Annotated in this window: 17 protein-coding genes; 7 read left to right on the plus strand and 10 right to left on the minus strand. The window is 44.9% G+C overall.

What is annotated here, in order from left to right; translation table 11 throughout:
- Nucleotides 1–126: 126 nt before the first annotated feature.
- A complete protein-coding gene (locus tag AC5ZC7_RS28775) occupies nucleotides 127–816 on the minus strand; it encodes a zinc metallopeptidase (RefSeq protein ID WP_496160860.1) in 690 nt (229 codons plus the stop codon).
- A gap of 560 nt (nucleotides 817–1,376) precedes the next feature.
- On the opposite strand from AC5ZC7_RS28775, the gene radA reads away from it, so the two are divergent.
- From radA to AC5ZC7_RS28805, 6 genes are all read left to right on the plus strand, one after another.
- Nucleotides 1,377–2,753 carry a DNA repair protein RadA gene (gene radA, locus AC5ZC7_RS28780; protein ID WP_496160861.1) on the plus strand — a complete coding sequence of 459 codons (1,377 nt, stop codon included), beginning with the start codon at nucleotides 1,377–1,379 and terminating at the stop codon, nucleotides 2,751–2,753.
- A gap of 32 nt (nucleotides 2,754–2,785) precedes the next feature.
- On the plus strand, nucleotides 2,786–3,475 hold the full coding sequence (locus tag AC5ZC7_RS28785; RefSeq protein ID WP_496160862.1) for a ComF family protein: 690 nt from the start codon (nucleotides 2,786–2,788) through the stop codon (nucleotides 3,473–3,475).
- 97 nt (nucleotides 3,476–3,572) lie between these two features.
- Nucleotides 3,573–4,094, plus strand: a complete 522-nt coding sequence (locus tag AC5ZC7_RS28790; protein WP_496160863.1) for a glutathione peroxidase — start codon at nucleotides 3,573–3,575, stop codon at nucleotides 4,092–4,094.
- 130 nt (nucleotides 4,095–4,224) lie between these two features.
- Nucleotides 4,225–4,776, plus strand: coding sequence for a hypothetical protein (locus tag AC5ZC7_RS28795; protein WP_496160864.1), 552 nt, complete (start codon nucleotides 4,225–4,227; stop codon nucleotides 4,774–4,776).
- A gap of 34 nt (nucleotides 4,777–4,810) precedes the next feature.
- Complete coding sequence (locus AC5ZC7_RS28800; RefSeq protein ID WP_496160865.1) at nucleotides 4,811–5,950, plus strand: DNA polymerase III delta subunit-related protein; 1,140 nt, start codon at nucleotides 4,811–4,813, stop codon at nucleotides 5,948–5,950.
- A gap of 145 nt (nucleotides 5,951–6,095) precedes the next feature.
- Nucleotides 6,096–7,646 (plus strand): regulatory iron-sulfur-containing complex subunit RicT, encoded by a 1,551-nt coding sequence (locus tag AC5ZC7_RS28805; protein WP_496160866.1) that lies wholly within the window; start codon nucleotides 6,096–6,098, stop codon nucleotides 7,644–7,646.
- 196 nt (nucleotides 7,647–7,842) lie between these two features.
- Here AC5ZC7_RS28805 and AC5ZC7_RS28810 read toward each other — a convergent pair whose 3' ends face one another.
- Nucleotides 7,843–8,895 (minus strand): nucleoid-associated protein, encoded by a 1,053-nt coding sequence (locus tag AC5ZC7_RS28810; RefSeq protein WP_496160867.1) that lies wholly within the window; start codon nucleotides 8,893–8,895, stop codon nucleotides 7,843–7,845.
- Between the two features lie 154 nt (nucleotides 8,896–9,049).
- Here AC5ZC7_RS28810 and AC5ZC7_RS28815 point away from each other — a divergent pair, with 154 nt between their 5' ends.
- Nucleotides 9,050–9,943 (plus strand): SMP-30/gluconolactonase/LRE family protein, encoded by an 894-nt coding sequence (locus tag AC5ZC7_RS28815; RefSeq protein ID WP_496160868.1) that lies wholly within the window; start codon nucleotides 9,050–9,052, stop codon nucleotides 9,941–9,943.
- A 98-nt stretch (nucleotides 9,944–10,041) separates the two neighbouring features.
- Here AC5ZC7_RS28815 and AC5ZC7_RS28820 read toward each other — a convergent pair whose 3' ends face one another.
- The 8 genes from AC5ZC7_RS28820 to lptB form a co-directional block, all read right to left on the minus strand.
- Nucleotides 10,042–13,065 carry a glycoside hydrolase domain-containing protein gene (locus tag AC5ZC7_RS28820; RefSeq protein ID WP_496160869.1) on the minus strand — a complete coding sequence of 1,008 codons (3,024 nt, stop codon included), beginning with the start codon at nucleotides 13,063–13,065 and terminating at the stop codon, nucleotides 10,042–10,044.
- 117 nt (nucleotides 13,066–13,182) lie between these two features.
- A complete protein-coding gene (locus AC5ZC7_RS28825; protein WP_496160870.1) occupies nucleotides 13,183–14,640 on the minus strand; it encodes a RagB/SusD family nutrient uptake outer membrane protein in 1,458 nt (485 codons plus the stop codon).
- Nucleotides 14,641–14,662: 22 nt separating this feature from the next.
- A complete protein-coding gene (locus AC5ZC7_RS28830; protein WP_496160871.1) occupies nucleotides 14,663–17,833 on the minus strand; it encodes a SusC/RagA family TonB-linked outer membrane protein in 3,171 nt (1,056 codons plus the stop codon).
- A gap of 247 nt (nucleotides 17,834–18,080) precedes the next feature.
- Nucleotides 18,081–19,193, minus strand: a complete 1,113-nt coding sequence (locus AC5ZC7_RS28835; protein WP_496160872.1) for a FecR domain-containing protein — start codon at nucleotides 19,191–19,193, stop codon at nucleotides 18,081–18,083.
- A gap of 82 nt (nucleotides 19,194–19,275) precedes the next feature.
- A complete protein-coding gene (locus AC5ZC7_RS28840; RefSeq protein ID WP_496160873.1) occupies nucleotides 19,276–19,794 on the minus strand; it encodes an RNA polymerase sigma-70 factor in 519 nt (172 codons plus the stop codon).
- A gap of 152 nt (nucleotides 19,795–19,946) precedes the next feature.
- Nucleotides 19,947–20,696: a 3-oxoacyl-[acyl-carrier-protein] reductase gene (fabG, locus tag AC5ZC7_RS28845; RefSeq protein ID WP_477077817.1), complete on the minus strand. Its 750-nt coding sequence runs from the start codon at nucleotides 20,694–20,696 to the stop codon at nucleotides 19,947–19,949.
- A 17-nt stretch (nucleotides 20,697–20,713) separates the two neighbouring features.
- The gene (locus AC5ZC7_RS28850; RefSeq protein ID WP_496160874.1) at nucleotides 20,714–22,246 is read right to left on the minus strand and encodes a GH3 family acyl-acid amido synthetase; all 1,533 of its coding nucleotides are present in this window, start codon (nucleotides 22,244–22,246) and stop codon (nucleotides 20,714–20,716) included.
- Between the two features lie 22 nt (nucleotides 22,247–22,268).
- Nucleotides 22,269–23,030, minus strand: a complete 762-nt coding sequence (lptB, locus tag AC5ZC7_RS28855; RefSeq protein ID WP_496160875.1) for an LPS export ABC transporter ATP-binding protein — start codon at nucleotides 23,028–23,030, stop codon at nucleotides 22,269–22,271.
- Between the last annotated feature and the right edge of the window lie 54 nt (nucleotides 23,031–23,084).

Below are 23,084 nucleotides of genomic sequence, written 5' to 3' on the forward strand. Positions count from 1 at the left end.
TAAAAATATAAAAAATATTTGATTCTCTTAACAAAATGTTAACGGATAGTTTTAACCTTGATAACTAAAAAAATAGGCTCCAGCTAAAAGCTGGAGCCTATCGCTCATATAAATATATTATATATCTTAATCCCGGTTCCGGGCTCCCATATAAATCAGGATGTATTGAAATAAAGTGGCCATTGAAGCCAATGCAGCTACTACATAAGTCATGGCAGCCCACCAGAGGGCATTCTTCGCCTTATCATGCTCAGCCGTTCTCATTACCTGGCTACTATCTAACCAGGCCAGCGCCCGGCGGGAGGCATCAAACTCCACCGGCAGCGTTACCAGGGCAAATAAGGTGGTGATTCCGAAAAGGATAATACCCCCCAGGAGTAACTGAGGGAAGGTGTTTATAAGCAGAATACCGCCCAATAATACCCATGAAACGATACTGGAACTGACTTGTACGGCAGGCACCAGCTTAGACCGGAGTCCGAGGAAAGGGTAAGCGGCAGCATGCTGTACGGCGTGTCCACATTCATGGGCAGCTACCGCGGCGGCAGCCACATTAGCACCATTGTACACGTCCGGGCTCAGATTCACGGTTTTGTCGGCCGGATTGTAGTGGTCAGACAGGAAACCTTCTGTTTCCCTGACCTGAACATCATATATCTGATTGTCTTTCAGCATCTTATCCGCAATTTGCTTACCTGTCAATCCGGAAGAGGTGGGTATTTGGCTGTAAGCCTGGAACTTACTTTTGAGTACATAGCTTACCAGCATACTGATCCCCACAAAAATCAGCGATAAAAACATGATTCCAGGTGTCATATTACGTTAAATTTGGTGCAAAGAGGGGCGCAAATATCTCACCAGATCCTCCCTTTTAAGTTTTATTTAGCACTTGTCTGCCATCCCTTCCTTTTGTCTAAAAATTATAAATTTAACACTGCCACTTTGGCGTAAAAATTATTTTTTTCAGCAAAAAGGCGTCTGTTTGTCATTTAAAAAAATGTCTCTTATTAGCTTTTTTTCATATGCAAAAATCATCAACATCAACCCTATTTATCAACATTTTACGAGCCTCCAATGAAAGTAATATTGGATAAAAACAAGCGCTGAAACAAGCGATGGCAGCCACTTTGTTAGATATGACAGGTAGCTCAAAAGTTATTCACATCAATTAAATAAACTTTTTTATTCTGAAGCCATTTTGTAATTTAGACCTGAATTTAATGGGTTAGTAAGTAGAAAGAGTCAGCGGAATCTTCCGTTTGGCTCTTTTCTCTTTTTATACCTTTTTCCTCCCGTTTTATCACTTCTCTTTTTATGTTTTTGATGCAATAAGTATAAAACCACTTACTTTGTATGCATCCTGTTTTTAAAAAATTATGAGTAAAATAAGAACTGCTTTTTTCTGCCAGAATTGTGGATACGAATCAGCGAAATGGAATGGAAAATGTCCTAGTTGCGGCGAATGGAATACGTTTGTCGAAGAAAGAGTACAAAAAGATATTCCACAGAAGCAACAAGACTGGAAAAACAATGACTCCACGACTACCCGCACACATAAAATTATCAATCTTGCTGAAGTAGTTACCCGGGAAGAAGAAAGAATATTAACCCCCGACAACGAATTAAACCGCGTGCTGGGAGGCGGCATAGTGGCTGGTTCGCTGGTATTGGTAGGCGGAGAACCCGGCATTGGGAAGTCTACTCTCTTCCTGCAAAATGCACTACAGCTGAAGCATATTAAAACACTTTACATCAGCGGTGAAGAATCTGAACAACAGATTAAAATGCGTGCCGACCGCATACAAAATTCCAATGAGCAATTTTACCTGCTCACGGAAACATCTACGCAAACAATTTTCCAGGAAATAAAAAAATTACAGCCACAGCTGGTGATTGTAGATTCCATTCAAACACTACATTCTCCTTTTATAGAATCAGCACCCGGCAGTGTATCACAAATCAGGGAAACGACCGCAGAATTACAACGCTTTGCCAAAGAAAGTAACACCCCCGTATTCCTGATCGGACATATCACCAAAGATGGCTCTATTGCAGGCCCCAAAGTGCTGGAACACATGGTGGATACGGTACTCCAGTTTGAAGGAGATCAGCATTATGCCTACCGCATCCTGCGTACCATTAAGAACCGCTTTGGTTCTACTGCAGAACTGGGCATATACGAAATGACCGGCACAGGACTCCGTCAGGTCACCAACCCCTCTGAAATTCTCATCTCACAACGGGAAGACCTCCTCAGTGGTGTAGCCATATCTGCTACCATGGAAGGCATGCGCCCACTCCTGGTGGAAGTACAGGCACTTGTTACCCAATCTGTTTATGGTACTCCGCAACGTACGGCTACCGGGTTTGATCTTCGCCGGTTGCAATTACTGTTGGCCGTGCTGGAAAAACGAGGTGGATTCCATTTCGGCGTAAAAGATGTATTCCTCAATATTGCCGGAGGCATCCGCGTGGAAGATCCTGCCATTGACCTGGCAGTATTATGTGCGCTCCTCTCTTCCTATGAAGATAATGCCATTCCTCCGAAGATTTGCTTTTCGGGAGAAGTAGGACTGAGTGGAGAAATAAGGGCCGTGAACCGTATTGAACAAAGGATTGCAGAAGCAGAAAAACTCGGTTTCGAAAAAATATTTATCTCCCGTTATAACAAGAAAGGCATTGATTTTAGTAAATTCCATATTGAAGTAATTGCCGTAGGAAGAGTGGAAGAAGTATACCAGCGATTATTTTAACAACAACCATATTCTACTTTTAAAACCATTTCATGCTTACCAGTTTGTTATCCCCACTGGTTCACCTGTTTTATCCGCATTGCTGCGAGTTATGCGGTACGGACTTACCCCCAACAGATGAACTCTTATGCCTGCGTTGTATCCAGGCATTACCCCTCACCCACTTTCATCGGTACCGGCATAATCCGGTAACCAAAGTATTCAGTGGCAGAGTGCCTGTACAACAAGCCACGGCAACGTATTATTACAGTCAGTCGTCCGGCATACAGCAACTCATCCATCTCTTTAAATACCGGCAACGCCGTGATATTGCAGCGTGGCTGGGAAGGCAAACCGGTTATCAACTCCAGGAGAGCTCCTGGATTGGCGACATTGATATGCTGGTGCCGGTGCCGTTGTTTCCCCGTAAGGAAAAAACCAGGGGGTACAACCAGGCTACCGTGCTGGCGCATGGCATTGCACAGGTGATTCCCTTGCCAGTGCACCCCACTACACTTTCCCGGCAGCAGTTTACCTCTACCCAAACCAAAAAAGGGCGAACAGACCGCTGGCAAAACGTATCCACGGCCTTTAAAGTCAATGACCACCTCCCGGCAGATACACACGTATTACTAATAGATGATGTGATCACCACGGGCGCCACTACGGAAGCTTGCTGCACCGCCCTGCTACAGGCAGGCGCCAGGGTAAGTGTATGTTGCGTGGCTTATGCCTGGAAATGAGCCAGAAAAACTTCCCTTTTTTTGAAAGGGGAATGTTAACTTTACAACTACGGCCAACCGCTATTAAATTTTAATCAGTCTTTTAAAAAACGTTTATATGTTCAGGTTAGCAATACTATCTATGGTAATGTTTTTTGCCTCTTCTCATCTATACGACTTCAAAGTAGAAGCTGTTGACGGCGGAAAAATAGACTTCTCCAAATACAAAGGAAAAAAAGTCTTAATCGTTAATACCGCTTCTCTCTGTGGTAATACACCACAATACGAAGGACTCGAAAAACTTTACAAGAAATACCAAAACAAACTGGTGATTGTTGGTTTTCCGGCTAACAACTTCGGATCTCAGGAACCCGGTAGCAACAAGGAAATACAGGAATTCTGCACTAAAAAATATGCAGTAAGTTTTCCGATGGCCGCAAAAATTTCTGTGAAAGGCGCCGATATACATCCGCTATATAAATGGCTGCTGGAAGAAAGTAAAGCCAAACATTTCGAACCAGCTGAAGTAACCTGGAATTTCCAGAAATATTTGCTGGACGAAAAAGGCAATCTTGTAGCGGTATTTTCTCCCAAAACTCAACCTGAGTCTGCGGAAGTTATTGCTGCTATAGAAAAGTAATTGCTGTCGTCTTTTTTCTTCCCGTTGCCAACTTTGTGTATTAAAAGCTCTTTGCAGCTGCCTACGTTAGCGTATGTGCGTTAACGTAGGTGTGTTGTATTTTTTATTCACAATTGCGCAACCGTATTCCATGAAGCACCAATTTACCCCTACTAAAAACACCTGGCTGTTGACAGCCTTTGCCTGCATTTTACTGTTTCTCTCCGCTTGTCAAAACACTGTAGACGATCCATCCCTTTCCTGTCCCGGGTTAAAAATGACGACCACCATTAATAACCATGTCAATGTAATGCTTTTTTCCAGTGGCGTTATATTCCGCTCTAACACAGATAGTGGCGGACTTAAACTGCTGAACATGGAAACGGCATCAGATTCTGTTAAGATTGCCTTCAATCTCACGGATGGGATGTTTAGTGAAAATGCGATGAAGAATGACAGTCTCCACCTCGACACCTTCTACTTTCCCCATCACGGAGCACCTGGAAAAGGTTTGGTGATTGCCTCCATCCTCAATAACAATGGCAAGTTTGATTTGCTGACCACAGACACCTCACAGATTATTATTAACAAGGTAAATACCAGGGCGCAGACAATTTCAGGGAGATTCTTTTTTATGGCCAACAACAGAACCGTTACGGGTCAGGGTACATTTGATAATGCCTGCTATGTATCGCTGCAATAATCCTGGTTAGCCCCCTTTTTATTATCTTGCGCCCATGCTATTTTCAGATATTATAGGACAGGCTGAGGTAAAGCAACAGCTCATTCAATCCGTTCAGCATAACCGGCTTAGTCATGCCATGATACTGCTCGCTCCCGAAGGCGCGGGTGGGCTTCCCCTGGGCCTGGCGTTTACCCAGTATCTTGTTTGTGAAAATAAACAGGACCAGGACGCCTGTGGTCAATGTGCGGCCTGTACCAAAGCATCCCAGTTTGTACATCCGGATATTCATTATTCCTACCCTGTTATTCCGCGTAAAGCGGGCGACAAGCCAATCAGTACCGATTATATCAGCGAATGGCGGGAATTTGTGGTATCGCAGCCCTATGGCAATGCATACGACTGGTTACAGTTTATAGGTGCCGAAAACAAGCAGGGAAACATTACTGCCACCGAGTGCCAGGATATTATTCATAAACTGAACCTGAAAAGTTTTGAAAGCGGCTATAAAATCCTCGTGATGTGGATGCCCGAATACCTCGGTAATGAGGGTAACCGGCTATTGAAATTGATTGAGGAGCCTCCCCAAAACACGCTTTTTATTCTCGTGGCCGAAAACCAGGAGCAAATATTAGCCACCATCTTATCAAGAACACATCTTATTAAAATAAATCCGCTGGCAAAAGCCGATATGGTGACTGCACTCCAGGAAAGGAGCAATTTGCCGGCGGCCAAAGCCCAGCAAATTGCCACCCTCACGGCAGGAAACTACCGGGAAGCACTCTACCTGCTGCAGCACTCAGAAGATGACTATCATGAGCTGCTCCGGAACTGGCTCAATCATTTATTTACCGGAAACCGGGTGGCCCTGCAGGAATGGATAGAAGGCATCTCCAGCGCCAAAACCGGGCGGGAAAACCAAAAACAGTTCCTCCGTTACTTCATTAACCTGATGGAACACACCCTCCGGTTGCAATACCTGGATAAAAGCCAACTGGCTTTTTCCCCTGAGGAAATGGACTTTGCCGCCAAGCTGGCCAAACTGGCCAACCTGGACCAAATGCAGGAAATTACCGAGGCCCTGAACAATGCCAGTTACTATATTGAACGGAACGCCAACGGAAAGATGCTATTTCATGCCCTGTCCATCAAGCTCCAATATATATTTAAAAAGAAACCTTTGCCAGTAATGTAATTACCGGGCATCCCGAAGGGCTTATCAGCTGCTTTTCCCTATCTTTGTTGCTTCCGGCCTTTTGTTTTTCTGAAAGGAAAAACGTATTTTGAAGAACTGGAATAACCTGAAATGCTTATTTATAAAATTTAAACTAATTAATAATATGGCTTGTGCCGGATGTGGTACGGGTGTGGATGGGAAGCCGTCAGGATGCAAGAGTAATGGAGGATGCAGCACAGGAGGTTGTAACAGACTGAATGTATTTGACTGGTTGTCCAATATTCCCCTTGGTGATAGCTTAGCACCATTTGACATTATAGAAGTAAGTTTTAACAACGGCAGCCGCAAAGACTTTTTCCGAAATGTGACCAAACAACTCTTTGATAAAGGAGAAATGGTAACAGTAGAAGGAGTAAGCGGATTTGACGTTGGTACAGTGAGCCTGACAGGCGAACTGGTAAAACTACAAATGAAGAAGCGACGCGCGGAAGATACACCCGAAGTAAAAAAAGTCTTACGCCGTTCAACTAACGACGACCTGCAACGAATGAGTGACAACAAGTCACGCGAGAAAGAGGCCCTTATTAAATCAAGAGCCTTAGCCCGTAATCTCGGACTTGAAATGAAACTCGCAGAAGTGGAAATCCAGGCCGATGGCCGGAAAGCCACCTTCTTCTACACCGCAGATGATCGCGTTGATTTTAGAGAATTAATTAAAGTATATGCCTCTGAATTCAGGGCCAAGGTGGAGATGCGCCAGATTGGTGCCCGCCAGGAAGCCGGAAAAGTAGGAGGTATCGGCAGCTGCGGCAGGGAGTTATGTTGCTCCACGTGGTTGTCTGATTTCAAAAGCGTGAATACTACCGCTGCCCGTTACCAGAACCTGTCTATCAACCAGGCGAAGTTATCAGGACAGTGTGGTCGTTTGAAATGCTGCCTGAACTACGAACTGGACACTTACCTCGATGCCCTGAAAGACTTCCCTGAAGATGCTGATAACATTGAAACTGCCGGCGGCGTAGCCCACCTGCAGAAAAGGGATATCTTCAAAAGCCTCATGTGGTACTCCTACGAAGGCAGCAACAAACAATATCCGCTTACCATTGCCCGCGCCAAAGAAATACGGCTGCTCAACAGGCAGGGTATTAAACCGGATGACCTCAAACCTGTAGAAGTGGTAACCGCCAAACCAAAAGAAGCGGACCTCGGATACGCGGACGTGGTAGGGTTAATCAGTCTGAAATCTCTCGAAAAAACTGCGCAGAAGCGGAAACAGAAAGACAAAGACAAACAAAAACAACAAAAATCCGGCGAACCGAAACAAGGTCAGGGCACTACTGGTCAACCCAGAACGGAGCAAGCTCCCAAAGGTGGACAAAGACCGGACAATCGCCAGCAACAAGAGCGTAAACCCAAACCGGAAAACCGTCCGCAGCAACAACGGCAGCAAGGTGGTAATCAGCCTAAACAAGGTCGGGACCAACAACCCCGCCCTGAGCGTCCGGAACGTTCTGAACGTCCTGAACAGGGAGCCCGGCAACAGCAAGGCCCCAGACAACAACAGGCGCCAAAGCCATCTGGCGGGCAACAACCCGAACAACCCGGCGGACAACAACCCGGACAAGCGCCCAGACAAGATAGGCGCCCACCGCGGCACAAACACCGACCAGGTAATCCAAATAAGCATAACAATCCTGAAAAGGATAACAAATAACAATAAAAAAGACAACCATGATGGTTGTCTTTTTTATTTGCCGAATGCAATCTGTACTTAAAAATAAAAGGCCGCCCAGACGAGGCAGCCTTTGTTAACAATTGGTTTTTGCTTATGAGAAAATTTTAAATATACTCTTTTATCTCTCCACACAAAATCAACCACACAGCTGCCTCTTACTGCTTCTTACACGAACCTATGCTTCATTTTCAAACAGTAACTTATAATAATTCATGTTGGTAGCTTCATCAAACCCACGCTCTATCATTTCGCGGTTGCCGTGAATATACACATGAAAGTTCTTATCCAGTTTCAATATGCTCTTAAATACTTTCTGCTGTTTCTTTACAGCAGGTGCGGATATTTCAAATTCGTCAGGGATATCTTGCTGAAAATGACTCGCGTACTCGTTCCTATATTCTTTAAAAGAAGCGATGGCATCAGGATGCCCCAGTACTTCTTTGGCAAAATCGTCTAATTGGAATTGTTCTTTTTCTTTAAAATAAGCGGCTGATTTATTTAACAGATCTACCTGATCTACCCTATCCATCTCATATTCTGTTGGCAGCTTATTATGTATAAACAGTTTACACATGTCTACCGCTGTTTCTGTCTGGTGGTAACTATCCTCGCGGCGCTGTACCTGCAGAAAGGCATCTTTCCAGTATACAGCCTCTGATTGTTTGCTGTTACTATCTATAATGCTCACCTTAAAGCCCTCAGATTCCTCTGTATTAAAAACAAGACAACCTTTATCCAGCTTATTAATGTTTATACCATCTTCATAGTTCACCTGGTAATTTTCGTCTGCCAGAAAGACTTTTAAATAGGTATCGCGGTTCTCTGACTTAAAAATGCCAATGGCCTCCACTTCTTCACCATCCACCTGACACTTGCTAAAATAGGCTATATACAGCTCTCCTCCTTTAATTTTAGGATGGGTGGAATGTTTATATAGATGCCTGGCAATATTAACTGACTGCTCCTGGAATTCGTTTTGGTCAGTAAATATACGTCGACAATATTGAAAAATTTCATTCAATTGTATATCTGCGTCGTGCCGGAACCGGAAATACTCCGCAGCATTGGCAAAAGGCTGAATAAAATAAGTTAGCAATAACTGGCTGATCGTTTCATCCTCCAGCTGCAAAGGCGCCTTGGAACAGAGTAAGGCCTCATCATTAGAGGAGTTTCCCACCTTGTGAATAGTTAGTTGCGCCAAATCTTTAAACTCCGAAACATGGATCATGGGCGCAAAATTAATAAATTAGTTGACAGCCAAAAGAACAGTCCCAACTGGTAATTAATTCTTGATAATTTCATTACATAAATATTCTCCTCTTCTTAATACACAGAAAAATCCCAAACAGTTCCTTAATTTAAAGTTTCAAAATACGACGCACATGAGAAAACAAATATGCCTGCTCGCCATCATGACTGGCTGGGGTTTGCCTATGATGGCACAACAACCCGGCTCCGCCAGGCCCCTGTACGAAGCCCGGGACCTGACTGCTGAAAACATGTTTTCCACCAATATTGAAGGACCGAACTTTGACAAAGCAGGCAATTTCTATGTTGTAAATTTTAAACAAGATGGTACCATAGGTAAAATAAATACCCATACCGGCGCCGGCGAAGTATTCGTGACCCTCCCGGATAGCAGCGTTGCCAATGGAGTACACTTCAACAGCAAAGGCACCATGCTCCTGCCAGATTTCATTAAACACAATGTATTGGCAGTAGATATGAAAACAAAAAAGGTCAGCGTATATGTCCATTCCGATCAGTTTAATCAACCCAATGATCTTTGCGTAAACAGCAAAGACCAGATCTTTGTATCTGATCCCAAATGGGCCAATAACACCGGACAACTCTGGCGTATTGATGCCAACCGCATTCCCGTATTACTGGAGGCCAATATGGGGACCACCAACGGTATTGCCCTCAGCCCGGACGAAAAAACCCTGTATGTAAATGAAAGCGTACAACGCAAAGTATGGAAATACACAGTAGACAAGGCGGGCAACATTTCCCATAAAACCTTATTCGCCAGCTTTCCCGACTTTGGGTTTGATGGCATGAAATGCGATAAGGCCGGTAACCTTTATATTGCCCGCTGGGGCAAAGGTGTAATCGCTATGATGTCGCCCCAGGGCGCATTAATCCGCGAAATACCCCTGAAAGGGAAACAATGCAGCAATCTTGCTTTTGGAGACAAAGACAAGAAAACGGTGTATGTAACCCTGCAGGACAGAAAATGCGTGGAAACATTCAGGGTAGCCATTCCGGGGAAATAAGAATAGCTTTTTAGCAAAATGCAGCGAAGACATAAGCAAGTAAAATATACTACCGCCTATGTCTTCGCTGCATTTTGTTAAAAGCTAAAAGCCAACAGCTAATTCCTTATAATCAATATTTTCCCTTTATTCTTTGGAACCAGGATGCTGGCATCTTTTGTAAATACCTGCCCCTGTTGGAAATTGCGTATGTCCGGCGCCGTTATTACTGCGGTGGCCGGGTTGATGCCCAACGCTTTCCAATCGATCGTTAACTGGATGCTGGTATCTTCTGCTGCCCAGCTGGCAATGGAAACCAGTACCGCACCATCCTTCTTATAGATAGTAGCTGGCACCAACGGGTTGCTGGTTTTAACCGGGTTATTTTCTACCCAATAGCCGATCATTTTTGTACCCTGCATACCGAAGTCATCCCACACTTTCCAGATAGGACGTGGATCTGAATTTTCTGTCCATGGCATGCGGTTAGTCATACCATACACCATTCCACGCCATTGGTTTCCGCCATCCTGTAGCATTTCGCCCATCAGGCCAAACGGAATACCACTCACTTCGGTGAGGAAAAAGTCGGGGCTATTGTTTTCGTAATCGAAGTATTCTCCAAACCACAACCGGTTCAGGTAGGGGAAATGCTCCATATACAACACCGCGCTGTTAATGAAACCATCAGATTTGTTGTACTGGTTAGCAGAATGCAGGTCAATAATACCCGGATGGTTATCTTTGGTCAGCACTCTTTTCACGCGTTTCATTGTTACGCGGTCAAAGGCAACGTCATCAAGATAGATACCATCTATGCCTACGTTCTGTACCAGCCAGTTCATACCTTCCACATAGTAATTATGCCAGCGGTTCATACCACTGTTGATAATAGCGGCATCTTTAAACTCCGGCACAAACCAGGCAGCGATGTAGTCTTTCCCCACATGCTCCTGCAGCCAGGAGAAGCCACCACCTTTACCGGGGCTATATACCTCATGGCCCAGGCTACGCAATGGAAACGTTTCCCAGGCGTGATTAGACAATTCTCTTACCGTGTTATAAATCTTTACCTTCAGCCCCTTGTTGTGTGCTTCGTCTATATAAGACTTCATCTTTTTCCATTCAATGAAGGGATAATTGATCCAGGGATTGATATCGTTACCGTGGTGAATATTGACTACGGTGGCACCGGTAGCCTTGATGCTATCCAGGTTGTTGTACCGGTGATAGAAACGGGTAGACCACTGGAAATCAGTGTTAACAGGATGGAACGGCGTAATGATCAGGTGGAAGTTATAATACAATACTTCTCCTTTCTGCAATGTTCTTTCGCCGCTATAGCTGTTTACCAGGATCGCCTTCCCTTTTTCGCCGATGGTGATACCGCCTTTGTCGCCATTGCCCCAGGAAGTGGGCAGCAGCAAAGGTTTCTGGAGATAGAAGTTGGTATTCAGGGGACGTACATAGTTTTCATCCCGGAGATTAAATTGAATACCTGCATTTACGTCTCCAATCCAGGCGCCGTCCTGGTTTTTATTCTTTACATCCCATTTCCAGTCAATCTTTTCAGGACGTAGTCCTCCTTTCTGATTCAGGCCCATCATGTATTTGGCGGCTCCTTTATCAAAAGGCAGGTGCATCGTAATTTCTTTGAGAGATATGTCCTCCAGTGCCGTCACTTTTACGGTATAATCCAGGAAGCCATCAAATTCCAGGGAGGCGCTTACGTCCATCTGCAGGCCGTTGGTAGTATTCACCGCCTGCCAGCTTACTTTACCTGCTTCTTTGGAAGTAATTTGCCAGCCATTGTTTTTCCATGTCAAATCCTTACCGGTGGCGGCAGCGATGAAATGGAAGTGTACCGGCTCTGTGAAAATATTCTTCGCCTGGGTGGATAACTCCGTCATTTCAGGGGTAAAGAAGGTTTGTATCTGTGCAGGGAAGCCATCTTTATTAATGCCAACTTTACGGCCCAGCAAACTGATGACACTGTCTTTTACTTCCAGCGGTGTGTAAGGGGCAATCAAAGAATTATCCTGCGCCAGTGTGGAGTTCAGCCATTTTAAGCGGGTTTGTTTCCAGGGCTCATTGAAGCCGCCGTTAACCGCTAGTTTATTCGTTATGGTCAGCGTAATTCTTACCGGCATAGCGGGCATACCAGCAGCGTTGAGCGTGGCAGTTCCTTTATACACCCCGGCTGTAGCTGATTCCGGCACATCTATACCACACCATAATGCCTGGACCTGATTAGCCGGAATATTCACCTTAGCAGTAAACGGTTGGGCATCGTAGGTAGTACCGTTGGTATTAATGCAATTTAGCTGCGAAGCCGGAATGGTTTTACCGCCAGGTGCGGTCAGATCGGCAAAGGTGATTTGCACATCTTTCATATCATGCAGTGCATAAATACCCAGTTGGAAAGCATAGTACTCTCCCCTGTCGGCCTCGCCTGTAAAGGATTGCGACGGCCCTTTCTTTATCCAGCGTTGCGGTAAATCATCCGTCATTTTAATAGGAAACTGCCTGTCTTCCGGAAACATAATGTATCCTGCTCCCGGGTGTTTCAGCAATAACTGTTGCTTTTCAGTAGCAGTAGCAATTACTTCCATGGGGTAAAAGCTGTTGAAAGCATCAATGGCTTCCATTTCTTTTACGATAGCATTGGGCTTCATACCAGCGGGGATAGCCTGCAGCCAGCTGTTATCAGCCGTTTGTTCCGGCGCCAGGTAGATGCCTTTCGGATAATTATCCCGGCCTTCATTTTTAGAAGGCAGGTAATATATATAGTAATCGCCTTTCCCGGAGGTAGGTTCAAAGCAGATATCGCCCTGTTCACGGGTGAGCGCCAACGTTTTTACGTTGGTTATTTTTTGTTTCGTTTTGGCATCCTGGACAATAATGCGTTTTGCTTCCGGATGTTCGTCGCGGCGGCGCCAGGGAATTACAACACGGGCGACCTTAGCGGCACCGTTAAAGCTAACTACCACCCGGTGGTTACCGAGGGAATCCGCGTTCCAGCTGTTATTGCCGGAGGTGTATTTCAGTTCCTGGGCTACGGCCGATGTCAGGATACCAAATGTAAATCCTGCCAGCAGCAAGCCTTTCCTGAAATTACGGGAATGGTGGTTGATCTGATACATGAAAGAAGATAAGTTTTTAAATGTTCACTGGTTATAAATTTACTATTGTTGTGCCTTCTTTTCGGGATTATTTTATAAAAGCAAAAGCCCCTTTTACGGGGCTTTTTGCAGGATATTTTATTGAAGTGGATTCTGTACAAGGTTTGGATCCAGCAGGATTTCCTGCTCAGGAATAAAGTGTACAACACTTGCATCAGTGTACTTCACCGTTTGTGGATTGGTTTGTACTCCCGGATAGTTCCGGTACAGATTCCTGTTATTCCGGAACAAATCAAATGCACGATGTGTTTCAAATGCCAGCTCCAGGCGGCGCTCATCCAATACTACATCCAGTACAGACGCATAACCCTGGAGATCAGGCAGCGTGAATAATGCGGCACCACTTAAACCGGCCCGTTTACGAATGATATTCACATCTGCAATAGCGGCATCATTATTACCCAGTTTGGCATTGGCTTCCGCACGAATCAGGTACATTTCGGCCAGGCGCAGTACCACCGGAGAACTCAGCGTAGGTACGTTATCCTGGTTAGAGTATTTCAGGATATACCATTTAGGTACGCCATTACGGGTAGCCAATACTTTGTTACCATTAGCATCTGTTGTGTACACTGCCTGTACAAACTTGTTCCTGATATCTTCCGGATGTTTATGGAGTAAATCGAGATATGACTGGGAAGCATATATTTCACCGTATCCCATACCGCCCGGAGACATATAATACATAGAGCCGATAGAGCCCCAGGTGCGGTCATCCTGTAAGGTATGATGAATCGCAAAAATTGTTTCCCGGTTATTCTCATTACTCTTGGTGTAATATCCTGGCATGTCGGAAGTGCCGGTCAACGTATAGACGCCGGAGTTAATAACAGAGTCCGCATAAATACGGGCAGAATCATTTTTCTCCATATACAGGTATACTCTTGCCAGCAAGGCCTGTGCGGCAGCTTTGGTAGCATAGCTGTTGGTATTGGAGTTATCCATCAGGTCTTTTCCTTTTTTCAGATCGGCTACGATCTGACCATATACCTCTTTCACGGTACTACGTTTAGGCAATGCCGTTATATCGAATTTGGTAACAACAGGTATGCCCAGGTTGGTTTCCGGATTCTGGGTATAAGGACGACCAAATGTTCTTACCAGGCCAAAATGAACGAAAGCGCGGATAAACAGGTTTTCACCAATCATTTGGTCAATAGCGGCCGACTTCCCTTCTGTCATCACTGCCAGCAGTTTGTTGGTGCCATTGATCGCTTTATAGCCCATACGCCAAATCTGCAGCGCATTGCCCTGGTTGGTCAGATGACCGTATGTATAAGAGTAAAATAAAGGATCAGTAGTGGCTCCGCTCAGTGATACGTCATCACTGGGGAATTCTCCCATCTGGAAATAGTTACGTGTGAAGTTTTCTTCTTTCAATAATGCATAATTACCCACCGTGGCTGCCGGCCATTTGGTTGGATCTTTCAGGATGACATCATCTCCCAGTGCACTATACGGTTCTTTCTTCAATGAGCAGGAAGTAGCTACAGATAATAACAACAGGCCTGCAATATATTTTGATATGTGATTCATGATTAATTTCTTTTAGCTCCTGTTAAAAATTAATTTCAAGCCCTGCAAACCATTTGGTGCTGGATGGGTATTTTATAGAGTTGATACCACGATCATCTACTTCCGGATCCAGGCCAGAGAATTTGGTAGCAGTCCACAGGTTGTCGCCGCCAATAGAAATCCTGGCATTTCCTACATGTATGCGGTCCAGCCAGGCTTTAGGCAGTGAGTAGCTCAGGTTCACGTTTCTTAAACGCAGGTAGCTGCCGTCTTCCAGGAAACGGGAAGACGGTTTATGCGAATTTTTGTTGCCTTTGATTTTGAACAACGGATGGGTGGCATTGTCACCGGGCTTTTGCCAACGGTTCCAGCCTTTATCCAGTTCCATCATATTATAAGTATAGTAAGCCCCATCATTATCCATTAATTCGCGGGTGTTGTTATACACCTGGTTGCCGGAAACAAAAGACAGGAAAGCACTCAACTGGAATCCTTTGTAAGACCAGGTATTACGCATACCACCAAAGAATTTCGGAGTGGCGGAACCTACAATCTGCAAGGATGCATCGTTATAGTTATTGGTAGTGGTTTTGCTGGTTACTTTACCGTTAGCATCGGTGATCAGTTTTTCCCAGAGTGGATCTCCATTGGCGGGATCTACCCCAGCCCATTTACGCATGTAAAAACTGCGCATGTCTTGTCCCTGACGCAGTACAAAATAACCGCTGATGGGATCTATGATCTGATTTTTACCACCATACAAATCAATTACGCTGTTTTTATTAAAGCCGATATTGAAATCGGTGCTCCACTTAAATTCGCCTACCAGGTTGTCGGTACTGAGGTTGATTTCAATACCTTTATTCCGCACCGATCCTACGTTCTGCGAGATATAGCTATAGCCGGCAGTTCCGGGGAGTGGCACATTAAACAGGAGGTCCTTATTATCTTTCTGATAAAGTTCTACTGTCAGATTAATCCGGTTAAACAAGCCCAGATCTATACCTATGTTGGTATTATAGGCTTTCTCCCAGGAAAGATTAGGCACATTGTAAATGCTTTGGTTAGCGCCGGGAAATCCATTGTATTGGGTGTTGATAGCATAAGCACCAATAGCGCTGTAATCATTGATTTCGGCGTTACCGGTAGTACCGTAGCTGGCTCTCAGTTTCAGATTGGTAATAGCTTTGATTGGTTTGATAAAGCTTTCCTCTGAGATTGCCCAGGAAGCACCGAAAGCATAGAAGTTACCATATTGCTGATTCGCGCCAAACTTGGATGATCCATCTCTTCTGAAGGAAGAAGTAAAGTAGTACTTATAATCGTAGTTATAATTGGCCTGTACAAAGTAAGAATTGAACGTACGGGCAAATTTGGTACCGCCAATAGACATAGGCGCAGAAGTACCATCCAATACATTCACGCCCTGTATAATGCCTTTACCTTTTGCATTGATATCATTCATGTTCGCTTGCTGGAATTCTGCACCCAACAGTCCATCTACGTTATGCTTTTTATTGAAAGTATATCTTGCCTTCAACAGGTTGGAGCTGATATAAGCAGCCGTATCCTGGTAGTAGTTATAAAGATTACCACGATCATCAGAGCCGGCTGATGTTCTTACATCTCCATTACTTTCCTGGTTGAAGTGATAGTATTGCGCACGGTTGGTAGTGCTGAACGATAACCATTTGGTGATGTCATACTCCAGTTTTATCAGGGCTTCGAGCGACTGTCTTTTATTTTTGGTGTAGTTATACTGCTGGTCGTAAACGAAGTTGGTCATATCCCTTCCGTACCAGGTGTCTGCGGTCAGTGGATTTACCGGGTTGCCCTGTGCATCGTATGCTTTATCCCATGGGAGGTTGGTATAATACTGATAGAGAGAACCATTGGAGTTGTCCTGGTCAGTAGTTTGGGTACCTGCTGCATTAAAGCTTACCCTGAATTTATCGGTGATGTTGTGATCCAGGTTGAGGCGTGCGCTGAAGCGCTCTACACCAGTACCTTTCAGGATACCATCTTCTTTATAGTAGTTACCTCCCAGGTAGAATTTTGTTTTCTCATTACCACCGCTGGTAGATAATTCATAGTTCTGGTTGCTAGCATTCTGAAAGGCCAGCTTCTGCCAGTTGGTATTAATATTACGGAGAGATGGATCCAGCTTGGCTCCTGCGGCTGTTTGCAGGTCGTACAGATCGGCGCCATTCATCAGGTGGAAATGCCCGGTGTTGAGTTTAGCGGTTCCAACGTTGGTCCGGAAATTAACCTGTGTTTTACCGGCTTTACCTCTTTTGGTAGTGATGACCATTACGCCGTTGGCCGCGCGGGCACCGTATAAGGTTGTAGCCGCTGCATCTTTCAACACGGTTACGCTTTCAATATCGCTGGGATTAGGAAGCCCGCCGATGATACCATCCACTACTATCAGCGGAGAGTTACCGGCAGTGAGGGTACCATTACCCCGAATACGGATAACGGGTGCTGCAGAAGGGTCTCCGGAAGCATTACCCACAAATACGCCGCTCACTTTACCTTGCAGCATCTTATCCATGCTGCTGGCAGTAACATCTTTCAGCTTGGTGCCGCTTACTGCCTGCGCCGCGCCGGTGAGGTTTTTAGTGGTAGTGGTGGTATACCCCATTACTACTACTTCCTCCAGTTTCTTGGTATCGGGATCCAATTTTACATTGATTTCCTGACGGCCACCTACTGGTACTTTCTGGGAAGTATATCCAATAAAGGAGAACACGAGAATACCGCTTTCAGCCGGCACCTGGATGGTATATTTACCAGTAGCATCCGTTACGGCACCGGTGCTGGTACCTTCTACGGATACGGTTACACCAGGCAGAGGCTCCCTGGTATTGGCATCTGTTACATAGCCCGTTACTTTCTGCTGTGCTATACCATTGGGAGTAATCACCACCAGGTTGTTTTCGAGCACACGATAAGTAACATTGGAGCTATTGAAGAGTAACTTCATGATGTCATTGATCTTCTTATCCTTCACATCAATGGTAACCGCTTTATTGAGATCAGCGAAGTTTTCGTTGTAGAAGAAGCGATAGTTGCTTTTATTCTCAATAAGCTTAAATACCTCTTTCACGCTTGCGTTTTCAGCATGAAGTTCTTTTATTTTCTCCTGGGCAGATACGCTGGCAGATACTTGTAAAAAACCTCCGAAAATCAGCAGACCGGTCAATTTCGTCATAAGCAATAATTTTCGCCCGGGGCAAAAAAATGCCGCCAGGTTTGCAGTGGATTTCATAAACTTGTATAGATTTTAGTTAAACGAATAATTACGGCGATATGGCCCGTCGCAAAGGCCATTCACCAACAAGTGATTTTCGTTGAATTGGGGGTGAGTCGCATCACTCCCAATTTTTTTAGTTCTTCATATCGGGCATGTAAGCTTGTTTTACAGGTGATGAATGTTGATTCTCCTTACATTTTGGTGATTACCTTGTCTTAAATGCTTTGATGTATTTTTCTTTCAGTTCATTGTCCACTTCAAGGGTTACTATTCCCTTATCTATGGTGTATTTCAGCGGAGCGGTTAACTTGAGAATATTCAATACCTGCTCCAGTGTTTCCTGACGGAATGTACCACTAAAGCGATACTCCTTCAGTTCTGGTTCTTTAAAGATCACTTTTACATTAAACCTGCGTTCCATGGTAACTGCCAGTTCATCCATGGTTTGAGCGGCTACAATCCAGTTGCCATCCTTCCAGGCCGTATATATTTCTGTATCGTTCACTTCCCTGGTTTCTACCGGAGCAGCATCCGCGCTGTCTCCTCCGGATATTGGCATTGTGCTGTGTTCACTGTTATGGTCTGTCAATGGTTTCTTATATACCACGTGCTGATGAGGTTTCATCATCAGTCCAAAAGGTGTGGTGGTTTTACTCCCATCAATTTTCACTTCTCCATCTACCAATGTTGTTACCACTGTTTTGTCTTCCGGGTATGCCTTTACATTGAAAGAAGTCCCCAGTGCCAGTATCTTCAGGTCGGAAGCCTTTACGGTGAAGGGTTTCTGGGCATTGGTATGCACCTTAAAGAATGCCTCTCCTTCCAGTTTGACTTCGCGGCCCCGGAGGTTATAGGACTGTGCGTATTGCAGCTTGCTGCCCGCATTCAGCCATACTTCCGTACCATCAGACAATTCAATTTTGGTAGTAGCCCCTTTTGGGCTGGTTACGGTTACCATTCCGTTGCTGCTTTCTCCTTTCTTCAGCGATGACCAGGCGTATACCAGGCTTCCACCAATTAAGAAGGGTAATGTATAAGAGGCAGCTATACGGAAATAGCTTTTCCATCTGTTCACTACTAATGGCTGCGTTACGCCGGCGTTATACTGCAAGCGATCCCAGGCCGCTGCGGTATCATATGATCCGGGTAGGGTTGTCGCCTGCCATACATCCCGCAGTTGCAGGAAATAGGATCTGTTCTCTGCCTGCGCATTGATCCATTGTTCCAGCATCTCCTGTTCTTCGGCAGAAATATTGCCGGATAAAAAGCGTGCAATCAGGTCATCCACCTGCTCCTGTGTATAGTTAGGCCCCATCATATAGAAAACAAGTACTAAGACAGTATTCGGAATCACATAGGGTGACAAGGAAAGAAAAAAAATTTCTTTTTAATTTAACACGCTACTTCAACAAGGGGAGTAATTCATCGCGTAACCGTTGCAGGGCGCGGGTCATCTGTGTTTTTACGGTATTGACAGAGATCCCTAAATGACGGGATATTTCAGGATAGCTGAGTTGTTCAAACCTGCTGAGGCGAAAAACGTCCTGGCACTGAGGTGGTAGTTTACGGATAGCTTTCTCTGCCAGTTGCTCCAGTTCGGACGTTTCCAGCATCTCCGCGGGTGAGTCGGCGGGAAGGCTAAAGAGATGGATACGGGATTCCATCTGTTGGAGTAACTCGCTGCTGTATTGCGTTCTGCTTTTGTTTTGCTTAATGAAGTTGAGGCAGTTATTTTGTACAGCCCTATACAGATATGCCTTTTCAGACACCTGGATATTGAGGTCATCGTATTTCTCCCATATTTTCATAAAGGTGTCCTGTACAATTTCTTCTGCCAGTTCATGCCTGTTCACAAAATCATAAGCAAAGGTGCAGAGCGCAGGGTAATACGTTTTGAATAATGATTCAAAAGGCGGCATTTGATGTTGTTGCTGGACTATATTTTTACTTACTTCCTCCAAAATATTCCTGACATCCTCGCTATGTTCACTGCGCCAAAAGATACGACAAGTAGGCCCAATAAAAAAACGCGGGTTATAGGCCCGCGTTTTAACATCTTTAACTAATTGAATTACATACACAAACCGCCGCAAGTGCTGATTGTTTGCCCGGTTACGTAGCTGCTCATATCGGAAGCCAGGAAAAGACAAACGTTGGCGATATCTTCGGGTGTACCGAAACGGGCCAACGGAATTTGTTGAATATAATTAGCAGCGCCCTCTCCTTCTTTGAGGTAACTGGTCATATCTGTTTCTACGAAACCTGGTGCTACTGCGTTGCAACGGATATTGCGGCTACCCAGTTCCTGGGCGATGGATTTGGTAAATCCGATGATACCTGCTTTAGAAGCAGCATAGCTGCTTTGGCCGGCATTACCCATAATACCAATTACGGAGCTCATATTAATAATGCTTCCGCTCTTCGCTTTCATCATTGGGCGTATTACCTGTTTGGTCATATTATATACGCTCTTCAGGTTGACGTTCATCACATCATCCCATTGATCAGGGCTCATGCGGAGCAGGAGGTTATCTTTGGAAATACCTGCGTTATTCACACAGATATCAATTTTGCCGAATTCTTTCAATACATCTGCTACCAGAGCTTCACTTTCTTCATACACGCCGGCATTAGATTTATATGCCTTTGCTTTTACACCCAACGCTGTCAGTTTAGCTTCCAGTGCCTGGGCTTTTTCATCGGAACTCACATAAGTAAAAGCTACATTGGCCCCCTGTGCTGCAAATTTCAACGCAATTGCTTCTCCGATACCACGGCTGGCGCCTGTTACAATCGCTACTTTGTTCTCCAGTAATTTCATGTTATAGTTGATAGGTTTTAAGCGTTCATGTTATTGGCCGCAAATTTCAGGATTTCTTCCAGGTAATTACGGTCATTATTCAATCGGGGCACTTTATGTTGTCCACCCAGTTTACCTTTACTCTTCAGGAATTCGCAAAAAGTCCCTTCCGGCAGCACATGTACCTTCGGCATATGTAAGGCGATATCTTTATATCTTTTTGCCTCATAGTCCGAGTTAATGGTTTTTAACGTGCTATCGAGCACGTTAGTAAACTTATTGATATCATCTGGTGCTACTCCGAATTCAATCAGCCATTCATGTCCCCCATTCCCGTTGTCGCTGAAGTAAACAGGTGCAGCGGTATAATCATTCACCACGGCGCCGGTAGCTTCGGAGGCTTTGGCAACAGCGGTGTCAGAATTTTCTACGATCACTTCTTCTCCAAAGGCGTTGATAAACGATTTGGTTCTGCCGCTCACTTTAATCCGGTAAGGAAGCAGGGAAGTAAACTGTATGGTGTCTCCTACGAGGTAGCGCCATAATCCGCCATTGGTGCTGATCACCAGGGCATAGTTTTTACCCAGTTCCACTTCCTGTAATTGCAGTGTTTGTGGATTTTCTTTCCCCAGTTCCTCCATCGGCATAAATTCGTAGAAGATGCCATGGTTCAGGAACAGGAGCAATCCTTCTTCCCCTACTACATCCTGTGCGGCAAAAAAGCCTTCAGAGGCGTTATAGGTTTCCTGGTAATGCATGAGTGGCTTGCGGATCAATTTTCTGAATTGCTCGCGGTAAGGCGTAAAGCTTACTCCACCATGCATATATAATTCCACATTGGGCCATACATCGGCCAGGTTGTCTGTACCGGTTAGCTCAAAAATACGTTTGATCAGTACGATGGTCCAGGTGGGTACCCCTGCAATAGAGGTAACGTTTTCGTGGATCACCGCATTGGCCATGCGTTCTATTTTTTCCTCCCATTCGTCCATGAGCGCAATTTCCAGGTCTGGCGTGCGGATCATATTGCCATAAAATGGCATGTTTTGCAACATCACGGCGCTGAGGTCTCCAAAGTAGGAGTCGCTGTTTTCCGATAGTTTGTTCACCTGATGGCTACCACCGATGACCAGTGATTTTCCGGTAAAAACATCGGAATCCGGGAAATTATTGTAATAGAGAGAAATAACATCTCTGCCGGAGCGGTAGTGACATTCATCCAGGCTCTCCACGGTTACCGGGATAAATTTACTTTTATCGGCGGTGGTACCGCTGGATTTAGCGAACCATTTAATGGGTGTATTCCAGAGTACATTTTGCTGTCCCTCCATCGTGCGCTGTATGTAAGGCTTGATGGTGTCATAAGTATGAATAGGAACGCGCTGCTTATATTCGTCTATCTTATAAATCTTCGAAAAGCCGTACTGCTTACCGAATTCGGTGTATTGCGCGGCACTGATAAGGTTTTGGAATACCTGCTGCTGCACTTGCACAGGGTACTGCATGAAATACGCAATACGCCCCATGCGCAATCTTGCCAGTTGTGATATTGCAGGACTTAAAATTCTCATATAGGATGCTGTAGAATTATTTTTATTGTTTAGCTGCTTCGTCCAGGTAGTCTTTCCGGCGCAGAATAAAATTCTGACCAAGATACACTTTTCTTACCTGTTCGTCCTCTGCCAGCTCTTCTGCTGACCCTGATTTAAGGATTTTGCCTTCAAACAATAAATAAGCCCGGTCGGTAATGGACAGTGTTTCCTGTACATTATGGTCAGTAATGAGGATACCTATATTCTTATACTTGAGTTTGGCCACAATACCCTGGATATCCTCCACCGCAATGGGGTCGATACCGGCAAACGGTTCATCCAGCAGGATAAACTTAGGGTCTACTGCCAGTGCGCGGGCTATTTCTGTGCGGCGTCTTTCGCCACCACTTAGTACATCACCGGGACTTTTGCGAACGTGGGTCAGCCTGAATTCCGTTAAAAGGCTTTCGAGCTTTTCCTTTTGTTCTGCTTTTTTCAGCTTTGTCATTTCCAGTACGGCCGCAATATTATCTTCCACGCTGAGTTTCCGGAATACGGAAGCTTCCTGCGGTAAATAACCGATCCCCATCTGGGCTCTTTTGTACATGGGCAGTTTGGTAATGTTCTGGCCATCCAGGTATACATTCCCTTCATCCGGCTTAATAAGCCCTACTACCATGTAGAAGGAGGTGGTTTTACCCGCTCCGTTAGGGCCCAGCAGCCCCACTATCTCACCCTGAGACACCTCCACAGATACATGGTTTACCACCGTTCTGTTGCCGTAACGCTTTACCAGCTGGTCTGTATGTATTCTTAATGCCATATGATCAAACTTAGCAAAAATAAGCAATTCATTCAGTTAGCCTAGTTATAGTTG

Source organism: Chitinophaga sp. 9-1-y (genome assembly GCF_059511905.2).